This window comes from Streptomyces capparidis (assembly GCF_054782095.1).
This window is the reverse complement of the sequence record NZ_BAAGTD010000019.1, coordinates 115,956-129,501: the sequence shown is the minus strand read 5'-3', so window position 1 is coordinate 129,501 and position 13,546 is coordinate 115,956. Positions and strand designations below refer to the sequence as shown.

15 protein-coding genes are annotated in these 13,546 nt (G+C 72.2%); 8 read left to right on the top strand and 7 right to left on the bottom strand.

The features are described from left to right. Nucleotides 1–327 precede the first annotated feature (327 nt). Nucleotides 328–633, top strand: a complete 306-nt coding sequence (locus tag ACYVO2_RS17580) for a hypothetical protein (protein ID WP_461008779.1) — start codon at nt 328–330, stop codon at nt 631–633. A 645-nt stretch (nt 634–1,278) separates the two neighbouring features. Here ACYVO2_RS17580 and ACYVO2_RS17575 read toward each other — a convergent pair. Continuing rightward, nucleotides 1,279–2,064: a GntR family transcriptional regulator gene (locus tag ACYVO2_RS17575; RefSeq protein ID WP_461008778.1), complete on the bottom strand. Its 786-nt coding sequence runs from the start codon at nt 2,062–2,064 to the stop codon at nt 1,279–1,281. 172 nt (nt 2,065–2,236) lie between these two features. Here ACYVO2_RS17575 and ACYVO2_RS17570 point away from each other — a divergent pair, with 172 nt between their 5' ends. The 4 genes from ACYVO2_RS17570 to ACYVO2_RS17555 all read left to right on the top strand — a co-directional run bounded on the left by ACYVO2_RS17570 (nt 2,237) and on the right by ACYVO2_RS17555 (nt 5,788). Beyond that, nucleotides 2,237–2,596, top strand: coding sequence for an SCO3933 family regulatory protein (locus ACYVO2_RS17570; RefSeq protein ID WP_461008777.1), 360 nt, complete (start codon nt 2,237–2,239; stop codon nt 2,594–2,596). Beyond that, the gene (locus tag ACYVO2_RS17565) at nt 2,593–3,879 is read left to right on the top strand and encodes an FtsK/SpoIIIE domain-containing protein (RefSeq protein WP_461008776.1); all 1,287 of its coding nucleotides are present in this window, start codon (nt 2,593–2,595) and stop codon (nt 3,877–3,879) included. Before ACYVO2_RS17570 ends, ACYVO2_RS17565 begins: the two co-directional genes overlap by 4 nt. Continuing rightward, nucleotides 3,876–4,061: a hypothetical protein gene (locus tag ACYVO2_RS17560; protein WP_461008775.1), complete on the top strand. Its 186-nt coding sequence runs from the start codon at nt 3,876–3,878 to the stop codon at nt 4,059–4,061. Before ACYVO2_RS17565 ends, ACYVO2_RS17560 begins: the two co-directional genes overlap by 4 nt. 341 nt (nt 4,062–4,402) lie before the next feature. Beyond that, a complete protein-coding gene (locus ACYVO2_RS17555; protein WP_461008805.1) occupies nt 4,403–5,788 on the top strand; it encodes a replication initiator in 1,386 nt (461 codons plus the stop codon). A gap of 140 nt (nt 5,789–5,928) precedes the next feature. Here ACYVO2_RS17555 and ACYVO2_RS17550 read toward each other — a convergent pair whose 3' ends face one another. The 3 genes from ACYVO2_RS17550 to ACYVO2_RS17540 form a co-directional block, all read right to left on the bottom strand. Continuing rightward, complete coding sequence (locus ACYVO2_RS17550) at nt 5,929–7,386, bottom strand: recombinase family protein (RefSeq protein ID WP_461008774.1); 1,458 nt, start codon at nt 7,384–7,386, stop codon at nt 5,929–5,931. Nucleotides 7,387–7,783: 397 nt separating this feature from the next. Then, nucleotides 7,784–8,251 carry an NUDIX hydrolase gene (locus ACYVO2_RS17545; RefSeq protein ID WP_461008773.1) on the bottom strand — a complete coding sequence of 156 codons (468 nt, stop codon included), beginning with the start codon at nt 8,249–8,251 and terminating at the stop codon, nt 7,784–7,786. Continuing rightward, nucleotides 8,238–8,822, bottom strand: coding sequence for a DUF5919 domain-containing protein (locus tag ACYVO2_RS17540; RefSeq protein WP_461008772.1), 585 nt, complete (start codon nt 8,820–8,822; stop codon nt 8,238–8,240). The genes ACYVO2_RS17545 and ACYVO2_RS17540 overlap by 14 nt, the downstream gene beginning before the upstream one ends. Before the next feature lie 291 nt (nt 8,823–9,113). Between ACYVO2_RS17540 and ACYVO2_RS17535 the strand changes: the two genes are divergently transcribed. Beyond that, nucleotides 9,114–9,680: an ATP-binding protein gene (locus ACYVO2_RS17535; protein WP_461008771.1), complete on the top strand. Its 567-nt coding sequence runs from the start codon at nt 9,114–9,116 to the stop codon at nt 9,678–9,680. Nucleotides 9,681–9,713: 33 nt separating this feature from the next. Here ACYVO2_RS17535 and ACYVO2_RS17530 read toward each other — a convergent pair whose 3' ends face one another. After that, nucleotides 9,714–9,980 (bottom strand): hypothetical protein, encoded by a 267-nt coding sequence (locus tag ACYVO2_RS17530; RefSeq protein WP_461008770.1) that lies wholly within the window; start codon nt 9,978–9,980, stop codon nt 9,714–9,716. Nucleotides 9,981–10,165: 185 nt separating this feature from the next. On the opposite strand from ACYVO2_RS17530, the gene ACYVO2_RS17525 reads away from it, so the two are divergent. Further along, the gene (locus ACYVO2_RS17525) at nt 10,166–10,897 is read left to right on the top strand and encodes a GAF domain-containing protein (protein WP_461008769.1); all 732 of its coding nucleotides are present in this window, start codon (nt 10,166–10,168) and stop codon (nt 10,895–10,897) included. Nucleotides 10,898–10,931: 34 nt separating this feature from the next. Here the strand turns inward: ACYVO2_RS17525 and ACYVO2_RS17520 are convergent, their stop codons facing one another. Continuing rightward, nucleotides 10,932–12,176 carry a helix-turn-helix domain-containing protein gene (locus ACYVO2_RS17520; protein WP_461008768.1) on the bottom strand — a complete coding sequence of 415 codons (1,245 nt, stop codon included), beginning with the start codon at nt 12,174–12,176 and terminating at the stop codon, nt 10,932–10,934. A 143-nt stretch (nt 12,177–12,319) separates the two neighbouring features. Between ACYVO2_RS17520 and ACYVO2_RS17515 the strand changes: the two genes are divergently transcribed. Further along, nucleotides 12,320–12,856 (top strand): ATP-binding protein, encoded by a 537-nt coding sequence (locus ACYVO2_RS17515; RefSeq protein ID WP_461008767.1) that lies wholly within the window; start codon nt 12,320–12,322, stop codon nt 12,854–12,856. Between the two features lie 43 nt (nt 12,857–12,899). On the opposite strand, the gene ACYVO2_RS17510 is transcribed toward ACYVO2_RS17515, so the two are convergent. Beyond that, complete coding sequence (locus tag ACYVO2_RS17510) at nt 12,900–13,418, bottom strand: DUF1203 domain-containing protein (RefSeq protein ID WP_461008766.1); 519 nt, start codon at nt 13,416–13,418, stop codon at nt 12,900–12,902. Between the last annotated feature and the right edge of the window lie 128 nt (nt 13,419–13,546).

Below are 13,546 nucleotides of genomic sequence, written 5' to 3'. Positions count from 1 at the left end.
TGGGGCGGGAGGTGAGTCTCCCGCTGTGCGGCGGTGTGCCGGGGTGTCGAAGCGCTCTGGCCCGGCCTCGTCGCACGGCGGGCTGCGGCGGTAGGTGCTGACGCCCACCTTCCGCCGTGGCTGCGGCTCCCGGCCGTATCACCCCCAACCACACCGGCCGGGAGCCGTAGCGGCCCTTTGATCAACAACCCCATAACGCAACCGGACCACCCCTGCGCCTGGACAGCTTCCGGGGTGGTCCGGCAGGGCCCTCCACGCGGCGGACCCCGGTGCCGATGGTACCGGGGCGCTCGTCGTGCGGCTGATCAAACTACGGAGGGCAGCAGGGTGTTGGAGGGGCGGGACCGCTGGGAGCCGGAGGTGGACGGCCTGGATCCTGACGAGTGGTCATGGGCCGAAGGCGTGGACTACCTGGCCGGGTGGCGGGACGCGCAGGAGGTGGCGCGGGAGGTCAACGCCGCAATGGACTCGGCCGGGCTGCTGGGCGAGGTGCGGGCGGCTGCCCTGACCGACGCCGACGGTCGGGGCAGAGTGAAGGTGCGGTGTTCGCTGGAAGGGGCGCGGAAGCTGTCGGCGCTGGTCCTGGCGCGAACTGGGCGGGCGCCTGACTCCGGGGCCGAGGGCTCGCGGTGAGGTGTTGGTCCTGGTGCTCGCGCTGGGACCGGCGGCCGGGAGCAGGCGGCGCCCAGCCACACCACGGCCCGGCTGGGGGTGCGCCCCGATGGACAGCACGCAGTGCTAGCGGGGGTTCTCCGGGCCGCCAACCCTCCCGCAGGGACCATCGGCTCGGGGTTGGCGGCCCGGGGGTTCTCCGCTACCCCTTGGGGTGGCCATCGGGGCGTGCCCCCAGCCCCGCCCGGCCACCCACCCAGCCGCAGCACGACAGCCCGACCGGTGCCCTGATGGACTGCTGGCCGCTTGTTGCGTGCCAAGCCACGGACCCGCAGGACGGCAGCGGCAGGCGACCTAAGCCGCACGACGTGTCCGCCTCGGCCTTCCGCGGCTGCGGCTGCTTGGCCTCTTCGGCGAACCGCTAATTGATCTTGCTCCAGGCCGGCCTGGAAGTTGATCTTGGGGCGGACGCAGCCTCAAGGAATGTGCTCGGCCAGGGAGGTCGGTGGCCCTTCCTCCAGGGCGGGAAGAGCGAGCGGGACAGGCCGGGCGGCCCGGGGCGCGCGCCGGGACCGGCCGCCAGGCCGCATGCCCGGCGCGGCGGCGGGAGGGCCGCCCGGCGGCGCGCAGCGCCGCCCTTGAGGAAGTAAAGAAGATCGCGACAGCTCAACCGGCGGCCGTCGCGCGGGACTGCTCCGCGGGGGCTTTGGCCGTGACGGAGTAGGTGAGGGCGGCTGCGGCGGCGCTGGTCCGTGTCTCTTCAAGGATCAGCGGGCGGCCGTCGGCGGTCTGGGTGATCCGGGTGGCGTGCAGGACCGGGGTGGCCTCGGGCGTGTCGAGCGCGGCGGCCTCGTCAGGCAGGGGCATGCGGGCGCTGATCGTGTCGCGCCATGACAGGGAGCCGTGGGCGGCGGCGAGGGCGCTGTACGCCCTGCCGGGCTCGGCGTCGGGTGCCTCGGCCAGTGCGGTGCCGTCGGCCACGGCGAACGGCAGCACCCGGCGGTACATGACCTTGACGCCCGTCTCGGGGTCGGTGGCGGCGCACTCGACGGTGAACACCGCCTCCCCCTCCTCAATGCCGAGCAGTGCTGCGGTGGCCTGGTCCGCCTCGCCCCGGTGAACCGTGACTTCCTCGCCCGGCCGCCACCATGCGTCGGCGGGGGTGTCGTGCTGCTGGGTGCTGGCCTGGATGACATCCCGGTTCAAGGTGGCCTTGGGGCCCGCCGGGACGCCCCGGACGTAGCTGCCCTTGCCGTGCACCACCTCGATCAGCCCTTGGGCGCGCAGGGCGGCGATGGCGTTGCGGACAGTCGGGCGGGACACGCCGTAACGCTCGATGAGGGCAGTCTCCGACGGCAGCAGTGAACCGGCGGGGTACTCCCCGCTGACCATGCCCTTGCGGATCTCTGCTGCGAGCTGCTTGTAGAGCGCTTCTCCCCGTCGCAGTGCCATGTCTGCCCCCTCCGGGCCCGTCTCGGGCCTGTCGTGTGATAACAGCTCGTCACTCGTAAGCATATGTGTTTGCGCCTTGGGGGCAAGATGCTCCACACTCAACACTCGTCAGCACGAGTGACGTCAGCCAACTGGTGGCGTGCTCAGTCGAGAGAAGGAGCTGTAACCCCTGATGCAGTCCATACCTGTGGACATCGCCCGGCTCGGCACCTGCATGTGCGTGGTGCCGCCGGAACCCAAGACGAACCAGGAAACCGGAGAGGTGAGGACCGACCGGGACGGGGCCACGGTCTACGTCGTCGGCGTCGCCGTACGGCAGCCTGGCCGCCGCGGCGCCTCGGTGATCGAAGTCTCCGTCAGCGGCCAACCCAAGGGAGTCGCCGAGGGCACCCGGGTCCACCTGAACGGACTTGAGGCGTTCTCGTGGTCCATGGGCGACCGGAGCGGCATCTCGTTCCGGGCCGCCTCGATCACCCCCGTCTCACCTCCTGCTGCCGCTGCCGCGGCGGGGAAGGGAGGTGAGGACCGGTGAGCTGGTCCGTGATCCTGTACGTGCTGTCGTTCGCGGTGCTGGGGGCGGCCTGTGCCTCCCCCGCGCTGCGGCGCTACAGCCCCAAGTGGCACTGGTACCTGCTCGGCTACCCGGCCACGGCCCTTCGGGTCTGGTTCTCCTGGCGGCGCGTGGCGGTGCTGTGCGACCTGGCGGTCGCACGCATCCCGTCTCGTGCCCTGCTGGGCAATCTGGTCGTCAAGGGCGACCCGCTGCGGCCGGAGCCTCCCCGCATCGGCGTGCCCCGGCCACTCCCCGGCGGTCTCGCGGTGCGGGTGACACTCCACCCCGGCCAGACCCCGGCGGCGTATCTGGCGGCGGCGGACGCGCTCACCCACGCCTGGCGGGTGCACTCGGTGCGCGTCACCACCCCCGCCCGCGGCCGGGTCCTGATCACCGCCACCGCCACGGACCCCCTCGCCGATCCCCGGGTGCCGAACAAGCCGGTAGGGCTGCTGTCCGCCCTGGTCGGCGCACTGGAGAACGGATCCGCGTGGATCATCGACCTCTTGCGGGTGCCGCACTGGCTGATCATCGGTGCCACACGGTCCGGCAAGTCCACCCTGCTCTCCTCCCTGGTGTGCCAACTCGCGCCGCAACGGGTGGCATTGGTCGGCATCGACTGCAAGGGCGGCATGGAGCTGTCCCTGTTCGAACCCCGCTTGTCGGCCCTGGCCTGCAACCGCCAAGAGGCGGCTGAGCTCCTGGAGCGCCTGGTGGTGGAGGTCGAACGCCGCATGGCCGTCTGCCGGGCGGCCGGGGTGCGGTCCATCTGGGAGATGCCGGAGATCTCCCGGCCGGTGCCGGTGGTGGTCGTCGTGGACGAATTGGCGGAGCTGTACCTCTCGGACGGTTCCCGGGAGGACAAGGCCCTGTCCGCTCGCTGCTCCACGGCCTTGGTGCGTCTTGCCCAGCTCGGCGCGGCATTGGGCGTCCACCTGGTGGTGGCCGGGCAACGGGTCGGCTCCGAACTGGGCCCCGGAGTCACGGCGCTGCGGGCCCAGCTCGCCGGGCGGGTCTGCCACCGGGTGAACGATCCCGGCACGGCGGAGATGGCACTCGGCGACCTGTCCCCGGACGCGATCACCGTTGCCCAAGCGATCACCGCCGACGAACAGGGCGTCGCCGTCACCACCGATGAACACGGCGCCTGGACACGGGCCCGCTCGACCCTCACCACCACCGACCGCGCCAAGCGGACCGCCCGCGACTGCGCTCACCTCACCCCCGACTTGCCCGCGCTGCGAGAGGAGGCGAAGGAGTGACCACCTCCTTCCCGCTGGTCTTCGTGCTCGGCCTGGTGACCGTGATGCTCGTCCGCTCCCGCGACGTGCGCGCCTGGCAGGCGATTGTGATCGGCCTCTTCGGCTTCAACGTCGCGATGTCCCCGATCGGCTGGGCCGTGCTCAAGACGGTCGAGTGGATGGCCAGCGGCCTGCCCAGCTAACCCACCCCCGCCAGAAAGGAGGCGCCTCGCCGTGCCCATGCGTCGTGTGCGCTGCCCCGTCTGCAAGGGCGAGCGTTCCCGCCGGAGCCCCTCCGGTCGGCTCGTGCGCTGCCGCTGCTGCCGTGGCACCGGGACCGTCCGCTGACCCCACACCCTGACCCGGACCAACCGGAAAGGAGTGATCGCCATGACCCCACGCCCCGCCCCCATCCACCCCGCGGCCCTCGTCGCCGCCGACCCCGGGAGGTCCCCACCCCATGACCACCGCCCCGCGCGGAGCCGACAAGAACCCGTTCATCGACCCGACCGCGCGGCGCTCCTACCTCGCCCGGGAGGAGCGCCTGCGCGGCCTCTCCGAGACCGACCGCGACCTGATCCGCCTGGCCAACGAACCCGGGTTCACGCGCTGGCTGGAGCTGATCCGCGGCACTGGTGGGTGCGCCCACCCCGTCTACCTCGCCGGACACACCACCACCGTGGACGCGGCAACGGGCGAAGTCCTCCACCGCTACACCACTGATGACGAACCTGGCGGACGCCTGCCCGTCCGCTGCCGCAACCGCCGCGCCTCCCGCTGCCCCTCCTGCTCCTACGAGCATCAAGGCGACACCTACCACCTCGTCCGCGCTGGCCTGAGCGGCGGCAAGGGCGTCCCCGCCACCGTCCGGCGCCACCCCGCCCTGTTCATCACGCTCACCGCTCCATCCTTCGGCCCGGTGCACCGAGCCACCCCCGTCGGGCAACGCTGCCTTCCCCGGCGCGCTGGCGGGCTGTGCGAGCACGGGCGCCCGGTCGGCTGCGGACGCACCCACACCGACACAGACCCCCTCGTCGGCCAGCCCTTGTGCCCGGCCTGCTACGACTATCCCCACCACGTCCTGTGGCACGCCCACACCCGGGAACTATGGGACCGCTTCACCCGAAACGTGCGGCGACGCCTGGCGGCCGAACTCGGACTCACACAGGCCGCCCTGTCGGCACAAGCGCGGCTCGCCTTCGCCAAGGTCGCCGAGTACCAACGGCGTGGGGCGGTCCACTTCCATGCCGTCGTGCGCCTCGACGGCCCCGAGGGACCCCACACCGACCCACCTTCCTGGGCAACGGCTAGGGCTGTGACGGACGCGGTACGGCTCGCAGCCTCGGGGGTGCGGGTCACCGTCCCTTGGACGGCGGCGCTCGGTGAGCTGGTCCTGCGGTGGGGCTCTCAACTCGACGTCCGCCCCCTACGCTCCCTGGATTCCGGCCAGCCACTCACCGACGACGCGGTAGCGGCCTACATCGCCAAATACACCACCAAGAGCGTGGGCGATGCGGGCGGTACTGACCGCCGCATCCACCACTCCGACGAAATTCCTCTCCTCCCGGTCAACAACCACATACGCACGCTCATAGCGACCTGTTGGCGACTCGGCGCGCTGCCAGAGCTGGGACACCTACGGCTGCGACCCTGGGCACACACACTCGGCTACCGCGGCCACTGCTTGAGCAAATCCCGCAACTACTCGACAACCTATGGCGTGCTCCGCGCACAACGGCTTGAGTTTCGACGCCACGATGCCGGACTGCTCCCCCGCGCCGATGTGGTCGTTGACGCGGCTTGGCGCTACGTCGGCTCCGGCCACACCCCCGGCGCCTCCCTCATCGCCGCCGACATAGCCGAGGACCGCGGCAGAAACCGCGAAGCGGCCAAGACCGTGAGTCGCTGCGGAGACGCTGTTGGCCCCTGACGAACTGCGGCGCCGAGTCGCTGCCTCACGCGCACGGCAAGGTCTTCCCCCCGTGATCGAAGACCTTGCCGTGATCGAACGCGCTGCCCGCGTCTTCTCGTTGATCAAACCCTCTGACCGTCGCTGCGCTTCGGCAGGGGTCAGGCAATCCACTCAAAGATGAACCGATCCGGATCCCACTTCTTGCGCGGGTTGGACGGGGCGACCCGCACCGACCGGACCGCCGAGGTGATCACCGCTCGCCGCTGGGAGTCGTTGAGCTGCTCCCAGCGGCCCAGCATGTCCTCATAGCTGCCGACGAATCCCAGCAGGACGGACTTCCGCGATACCTTCGCCAACTTCGCGCGGTTGCGTTCCAGTCGGTCCTGTACCGGCGCGCGGGCGATCATCCATTCCTTGCGAGTGATGCGCTGCTGACCGAAGTCGTCGGCGAGCGCTTCCAACTCCTCCTCGTCAGCGCGGATGAGGCTGAAAAGATCGTCACCTTCGTCACCCGGGTCCGGTTGGCGGAGACGCTGCATGAACGCGGGCGACTCGAAGGCAGTCAGCACCATGTCGCGTATGTGGTCGTCCGTCCTCGCGGCATTCGTCGCCGTGCCGCCGCACGCGTCGGTGCCGGGCACGTTGGGGCAGACGTAGCGCGGCACTCCCGCACGGGGGCGTCCGACCATGCCCCAACCGCACACCTTCTCGTGACCGATCGGCTTGCCGCATCGCAGAATCCCCGAGAGCAGATATTTGCGGCCGGTGCCCTTCGGCCGTTTGTTCCGGCCCGCGTCGCTCAGAATGGCACGGAGGCGGTCGGACTCCTCGTGACTGATGATCCCCGGCCACACGGCGTCGCCCGTGATCTCTCCCAGCAGCGGGCGGGTGTGCTCCCACGTATTGCGGGGAGTGTGCTCCCGGCGCCCGCTGATCCTGGCGGATGCCAGCATGCGGCGCAGTCCGCTCGGCTTCCACGGGATCCCTGCCGTGGTGACGATCTTCCGTTCCTGCCAGTCCCGGCAGATACTCGCCAGACTCTCCCCGGCCAGCACCCGGCGCGCGCCTTCCCTGACTATCTCTGCTTCGCTCTCGCGGACAGTCAAGCGGTCGTCCTCGTAACCGAACGGTCGCGCACCGCCGCCCGCAACCTTGCCCGCCTCGGCTGCCTGGCGCCGCTGGCGCTGCTGGCGCTCGGCTTTGTGCTCCGCCTCGTGACGAGCGGCGGCGCCGAGCATGCGCGCGATCATGCGGCCGGTCGGCGTGGCAAGGTCGATCTCCCCGCACACGGTGGCCAGCTCAAGGCCGTGCCGGTCGGCCAGATCGATCACGTCTTCCAGCTCGCGGGGAGAGCGGGTGAGCCGGTCCACGTGCCAGCACACCACTGCGTTGACGGTGCCGTTCCTGATGTCCTCCAACAACTCCTGCCACTTCGGGCGCGGGGCTCCCGAGTAGGCGCTGACGTCGTTGTCCGGGTACACGGCGACGACATCCCAGCCCTTACGGGCGCACAGTGCCCGGCAGTCCTCCTCCTGGCGGGCGATGCCGAGCCCGGCTCCCGCACGGTCCTGGCTGATCCGGCAGTAGATCGCTGCTCGTACGCTCTCATGGGTCACATAGCTACACCCTCGTTGGGACGGGGGTCACCTGTCCGGTGGGGATCGCGCGCGCCGGGGAGTGAGTGTTTCCCGTGGCATCCGCGGTCACGGTGGCTACGCTCTGCGTCATGGCCGAGTCCGAGACCGGGATCGATCGGGTCCGGGAGGAGAACCTTCGAGCCTTGTGCGAATCGGTGGCGTTCTTCACCGGCTACGACTCCGACGACTGGGACCGGCAGGCCATCGAGACCGCTCTGCCGAGCACGGACGCGGATCGCCCCGACGGCTGGTGCGACTACCCGCTGTCGGGGCGCGTCCCCGTTGACACTGTCCGTCGCGGGGAACCCCGGATCGTCGGTCGTCGACGTCCGGGTCGCAGGAGAGCGGGACGACCTGAGCGCACGGGAGCCGCTCGCTACCGCACGGCGGGCATGGTGCCGTCGCGCCAGTCGTTCACCCGCTTGCGGATGCCGCTGACCATGGGGAGGGCATCGACTTCCTCCGGGCGGAACCAGCGGACCTCGTGGGACTCGTCGGACGCGGTCAGGGTGCCCCCCACGGGGCGGGCCAGGAGGCAGACGGAGAACTCCTGCCTGACCTCGCCGTCGTCGTAGGCGAATACGTGGCGGGGGTTGGTGTAGGTGCCCACGATTCCGGTGATCTCCACGGTCAGGCCGGTCTCCTCGCGGGTCTCCCGGATCGCGCAGTCCGCCAGCGACTCCCCCAGCTCCATCGCGCCGCCGGGCAGCGCCCACATGCCGTTGTCCCTGCGGCGGTGCAGCAGGATCCGCCCCTCGCCGTCCACCACCACGGCCGAAGCTGCGGGCACCAGACTGTTGGGGGCCGGGGCGTCGGGGTCGTCCTCGTAGTCACGCCTGGCCATGGTCGTCCCCCCAGACACAGCGCCCATGGCGCCACAGCTCCTCCGTGTGATGGGCGAAGCGGTCGAACAGTCCGTCGTCCTGGTGGCGGCGCAGGTGCAGCATCGGAGCGTCGTGGCCCACGCGGTGGGTCAGCAGCGGAGTGACGATCATGTCGTCGTCGAACCGGAACACGGACAGGTGGGCGTGGCCCGTCGAGTGGCGCGCCTCGATGCCCTCAACCTGCTTGAGCTTCGCCAGCTCCGTGAGGGTCACGCTGATGCGGACGGAGAGCGTGAGCGGGACGTTCTCCTCCCGCTCCCGTGCCCTGGTGACCTCGCTGTCGGGCTCGCCGACCAGGAAGCGAACGGAGCAACCCTGCTGCGCCTTGCGGCGGAGTGCCGCGCCGAAGTTCGCCTGCTCCAGCCACAGGAAGTAGTTGGTGTACCCCGCGAAGGTCAACTCCTCGGTGGCCTTGGTGATCAGGTTCCGCCACAGGGACGTGGGGGCTGCGGAACGGTAGGGGAAGATCGACACGACCTCGCGGTCGGGCCCGGTCTTGATCGCTGTTCGGGCGGTGTCTGGCCAGAGCACGGATTCGTCAACTCCCAGGGCGTCACTCGCGGCCCATCGGTGCCGCGGGTGCGGGACACGACCGGCGTCCGTCAGCCATCTGCCCACGGTCTTGGCGTCCACACCGCACGCCTCGGCCAACTCCCGCTCCGTCATCCTCGCATCGGCCATGGCCCGCCTGAGCGATTCGTTCAAGGGCTCCCCCGGGCGTCTCGGGGACGTTCAGGACGTTTCTCATCCTCGCAGCCGAATGTGCTTCTCGTCCCGGCAACGCGGTGCAAACCGCCCGCGGGGCGGTGGAGGCTGATTGCCATGCAGGTACGGGACTTGATCACCCACGGCTCCGCCGGCGGCGCGGCGGCAACGGCTCTGGGCACGGGCCACGTCGGTCATGGGTCGGCGTCCTCGCCCGACGCCTGCGCGTCGAACGTACGGAGTCGGCAGGGCCGCTTCTCGGCCGCCTCCCAGCAGACCCCGCACAACGCGCGTCTGCTGGTGACGGCCGCGCTGGCGGACTGGAGGCTGTACCCGGTGCTGGACGACGCGGTGCTGTGCGCCGACGAGTTGGTGATCAACGCGGTGCGGCACGCGTCGTGCGCACGGCACGGGACGGCGCAGGATCGGCTGGTGTCGCTGTCGTTGCGGTTGCGGGGCTGGTGGGCCTTGGTCCTGGAGGTCGCCGATGACGACCCGTGCCTGCCCCGGCGGTCGGCGGGGGACGGCGAGGAGTTCGCGGTCTCCGGGCGCGGCCTGGCGATCGTGGACGCCCTCGCCGACCAACTGTGGTGGGCGCGCTCGGCCGGCGGCGGGAAGTTCGTGCTCGCACGCTTCGACCTGGCGCGGTACGACCTGCCCTCCGGGTGGCAGGGGCCGCCGTGACCGGTCCCCGCTGTCCGGGCGAAGGCCGATGGGTCAGGTGCGGAAGCGGAGGCGGAGGAGGCTCATGAGGACGGACTTCAGGTGGTCGTTCTTCTGGCGCAGGAGGCGGGCTTCCTCCTCGTGGAAGTGGCCCGACCGCATGGTCTTGGCCCGCACCTCCATGTAGCCCGCCGGGTCGCGCTGGAACTCGCCCATGCGCGGGTCGCCCTCCAAGGCGATCCCGCTCCAGTCAGCCGACATCGGTCCCCCCACATCGTCGAGATCGTCATGCTCCTCGTCGGACGGCATGATGGACTCCATCGCTCGAGCGACGCCCCACCCGCCTCCCAACCGCCATGCGGGACAAGGGGCCTGAGTCTTCGATCGCCGTTTCCAGCTTACGGCCTGTTTGCCCGGCCCGCTCCCGGTTCAACCGGACGTCCCCCGGATGGGCTACCCTCCGTGTACAATCCGCTACACCAGCGTGGAGAGTGCGGGGGGCCGCGATGGGGAAGAGTGTCGTCGCCGCCGGCGGACTGGCGGTCACGCCGTACCTGGCGCAGATGATCGTCGGCTTAGGCATGCCGACCTGGGCCTTCTGGACCACTACCTCGGTGGGCGCCGCGGCCACGCTGCTGACCGTGTGGCTGGCCAACCGCCGGGTGGGCACCGCGGCCGAGGCGGCGGAGGCGGCGACCGCGAGGCAGCGCCGCGCGTTCGAGGACGCCCTCGTGCCCCTGACGCTCAACCTCCAGCAGATCGTCTCCGCGCGCGGCCTGGAGCGCACCCGGTTGCAGCAGCAGGTGAAGCTGGCCATCGTCTCGCTGGCGGCGAACCTGCTGGGGACGGACCGCACCCGCGCCTGCTTCCTGGAGCTGTCGGACACCACGCCGGGGCAGCGGGAGCTGAGGTGCCTGAACCAGGTCTGGGCCGGGGGCACGGTGCCGCCGAGCACGCCGTTCCGGGAGACCGAGCCGCTCGGCAGGCGGATGCTGGAGCAACTGGACACCGGCCGGAGCGTCTTCGTCGAGGACATCGGCCGCCTCCGGCCGCGCCTGCGGCCCCAGGGCGCCCCCAGGTACCGCACCTTCATCAGCTCGCCGGTCAAGGCGGGGAGCACCAGCTACGGCATCCTCGCCGTGGACTGCCCCGAGCCCGGCGACCTCACCAAGGACGACGTGACGATGGTGGAGGTCTTCGCCCGGATGCTGAGCGTGGCCCTGGCCGTCGGGCGCTGACCTCGCCGTGAACGGCCCCGCCCGCGGGGGCCGTTCACGGCACCGGGTGCTCCGCCAGGAGCGCGCGGACGGCGGGCACCTTGGCGAAGGTCCTCAGATGGCGCAGGACCACGCGGGAGCGCTCCGCGGTGCGTTCGGAGGCCATGTCGGTGCTCAGGGTGAGCATGCGGGCGGCGGTGCGGGCGGCCTCCTCCGGCTCGTTGCCGTCGGCGTAGGCCACGGCCAGCCAGGACAGGTACAGGGCCAGCTCCCGCGCGTGGGTGGCGTCGTAGCGGCCGAGGACGTCGGTGAGGACGGGCACGGCGCGCAGGGGGCGGCGCAGTTCGGTGTACGCGCGCGCCTCCATGATCTGGATCTCCTCGCGGTCCACCCAGTACAGGTACGGCGGGTCCTCGTCGCCGGGGCCGGCCTGCGCGTACGCCTCGGCGGCGCGGGCCAGCGCGTGCAGGGCGGGCTGGGTCTGGCCGGCCCGCACGTGCGCCCAGGCCAGGCGGTCCCAGTACAGGGCGCGGGCCCGGGGCGGCGCCTCGTCGCCGGCGAGGTCGACCGCGGCCCTGGCCATGGCGACGCCCTCCGCGGGATCGCCGGTGTTGGTGACCTGGTAGGCCAGCGAGCCGAGGATGTTGGCGGCCAGGGTGTGGTCCCGGGCGGTGCGGGCGGCGGTCAGGCCGAGGCGGTGGATGCGCTCGGCCCGGGCGAGTTCGCCCGCGTCGGCGGCTATCCACCCGGCGATCTGGGCGAGTTCGCCGATGGCGGCGAGCAGGCGGCGGCCCGTCTCCTCGGTGAACGCCGCGTCCCGGTACAGCCGGGTCGCCGAGTCGAGTTCGCGCAGCGCCGGGTGCAGCAGGTCGCCGCCGGCGAGCACGTCGTCGGCCAGGCGCAGCCGGTGCGCGCGGCGGAGGACGTGGTCGACGGCGTCCTGTCCGACGCGGCGGCCGGTGCGGGCGGTGCGCCGGGTCAGCGGCGCGCCGCCCGGCATCAGGTCGGCGAGGCCCCGCCCGTGCCGGGCCGCGCGGACCGGCACGGGTCGGGTGCCCCGGCGGGCGGGGAACGCCGCCCTGCGCAGCTCCTCCAGCGGCACGCCGAGCGCCTGGGCGAGGAACGGCAGCCAGGTGTCGGGGGTGCGCGCGCCGCGCTCCCACCGGCTGACCTCGTGCCTGGTCAGGGACTGGGTGCCGGACAGGCGGCACAGGTGGTCGGCCAGGTCCCGCTGGCTTATGCGCGCGTCCAGCCGGAGCCGGGCGAGGTACTGTCCGAAACGCTGACGTTCATGGGTCATCCGTGGCCCCCCCGTATGGCCTGTGTACCCATTGTGGCCCCCGTCTGGCCCCCTGTCTGGCTCCTCTGCCGCACGACACGCCGCGGCAGCATCGTGGGGCGGGACAGAACACGGCGAGGCGAGACCAACGGGGCTGATGTGTCATGCGCGTCCAGGAGATGAACGCGGAGGCGCCGGTGGGCGCGGGGTGGGGAGGGCCGGTGCCCGCGCCGGGCTGGACGGAGTTCAGGGGCGACCGCTACCGCGCCGAGTCACGGCACACACCGCGCAACGCGCGGCTGCTGGTGACGGCGGCGCTGGCGGACTGGGGGCTGTGGGCGGTGCTGGACGACGCCGTGCTGTGCGCCAACGAGCTGGTGATCAACGCGGTGCGGCACGCCGTGCGCCCGGTCCACGGGAGGGGGGTGGACCGGGCGGTGACGGTGGGCGTGCGCCGGCGGGCGCGCACGGGTGAGCTGTGCCTGGAGGTGGGCGACGAGGATCCGCGCCCGCCGGTGCTCCCGGCGCCGGGCGCGGAGCCCGACGACCGGGCGGTGTCCGGCCGGGGGCTGGCGATCGTCGCCGCGCTCGCGGACGAGCTGTGGTGGAGGCGCGGCGCGCCCGGCGGCAAGCTCGTCGTCGCCCGGTTCGCGCTCGGCCGCTACGGGTGCGCGGAGCCGGGGCCCTCGGCCGGGGAGTGAGGCGGGGGCGGGGGCCGGGGCGCGGGGCCGGGGTGGGAGCCGGTCAGGCGTCCGGGTGGCGGTGGGCCGCGTGGACGAAGCAGCCGAACTCGACGCAGCGCACATGCACCACGGCGGTGTCCGGGTCGGCGAACAGGGTGTCCAGGGCGGCCTCAACGGTGGGCGGCATCTCGGGGTGCAGCGGGTCCACCAGCAGGCCGCCGCGGATGGAGCCGTCCGCCGTGTAGGCCCGGCACACGCGGCGTTCGCCGCGGACGGCCTCGGGCACGCCGTCGCCCGCCGGGCCCGGGCACGGCCCGGGGTGGATGAAGACGGGGCCGGTCTCGTCGTAGGGGCCCGGGTCGGCGCCGGTGGCCCGGGCCCAGCGCCGCAGCGGGGCGTAGGAGACGAGGGCGAGGGTCTCCCCCGGGCGGCCGCGGGTCAGGCAGCAGCGCAGCGGCGAGCCGCCCTCGGCGTCGTGGACGAGCCGCGGCGGGCGGCCCGCGTCGTCGCGCCGCCGCAGCCCGGCCAGGACGTCGGCGGGGATGGCGGTGATCCGGTAGGTGGCGGTCGTGGTGGTCATGGACGCCATGGTGCGCGGCCGGGGGCGCGGCGTTCCGGCGGTCATCGGACGTCGTGCTCCCGGGCGAACGGGCTCGGGCACGGGCGCGGGGCGCGGCGACGGGTCCCGCGCCCCCGCCGCGCTCCGGC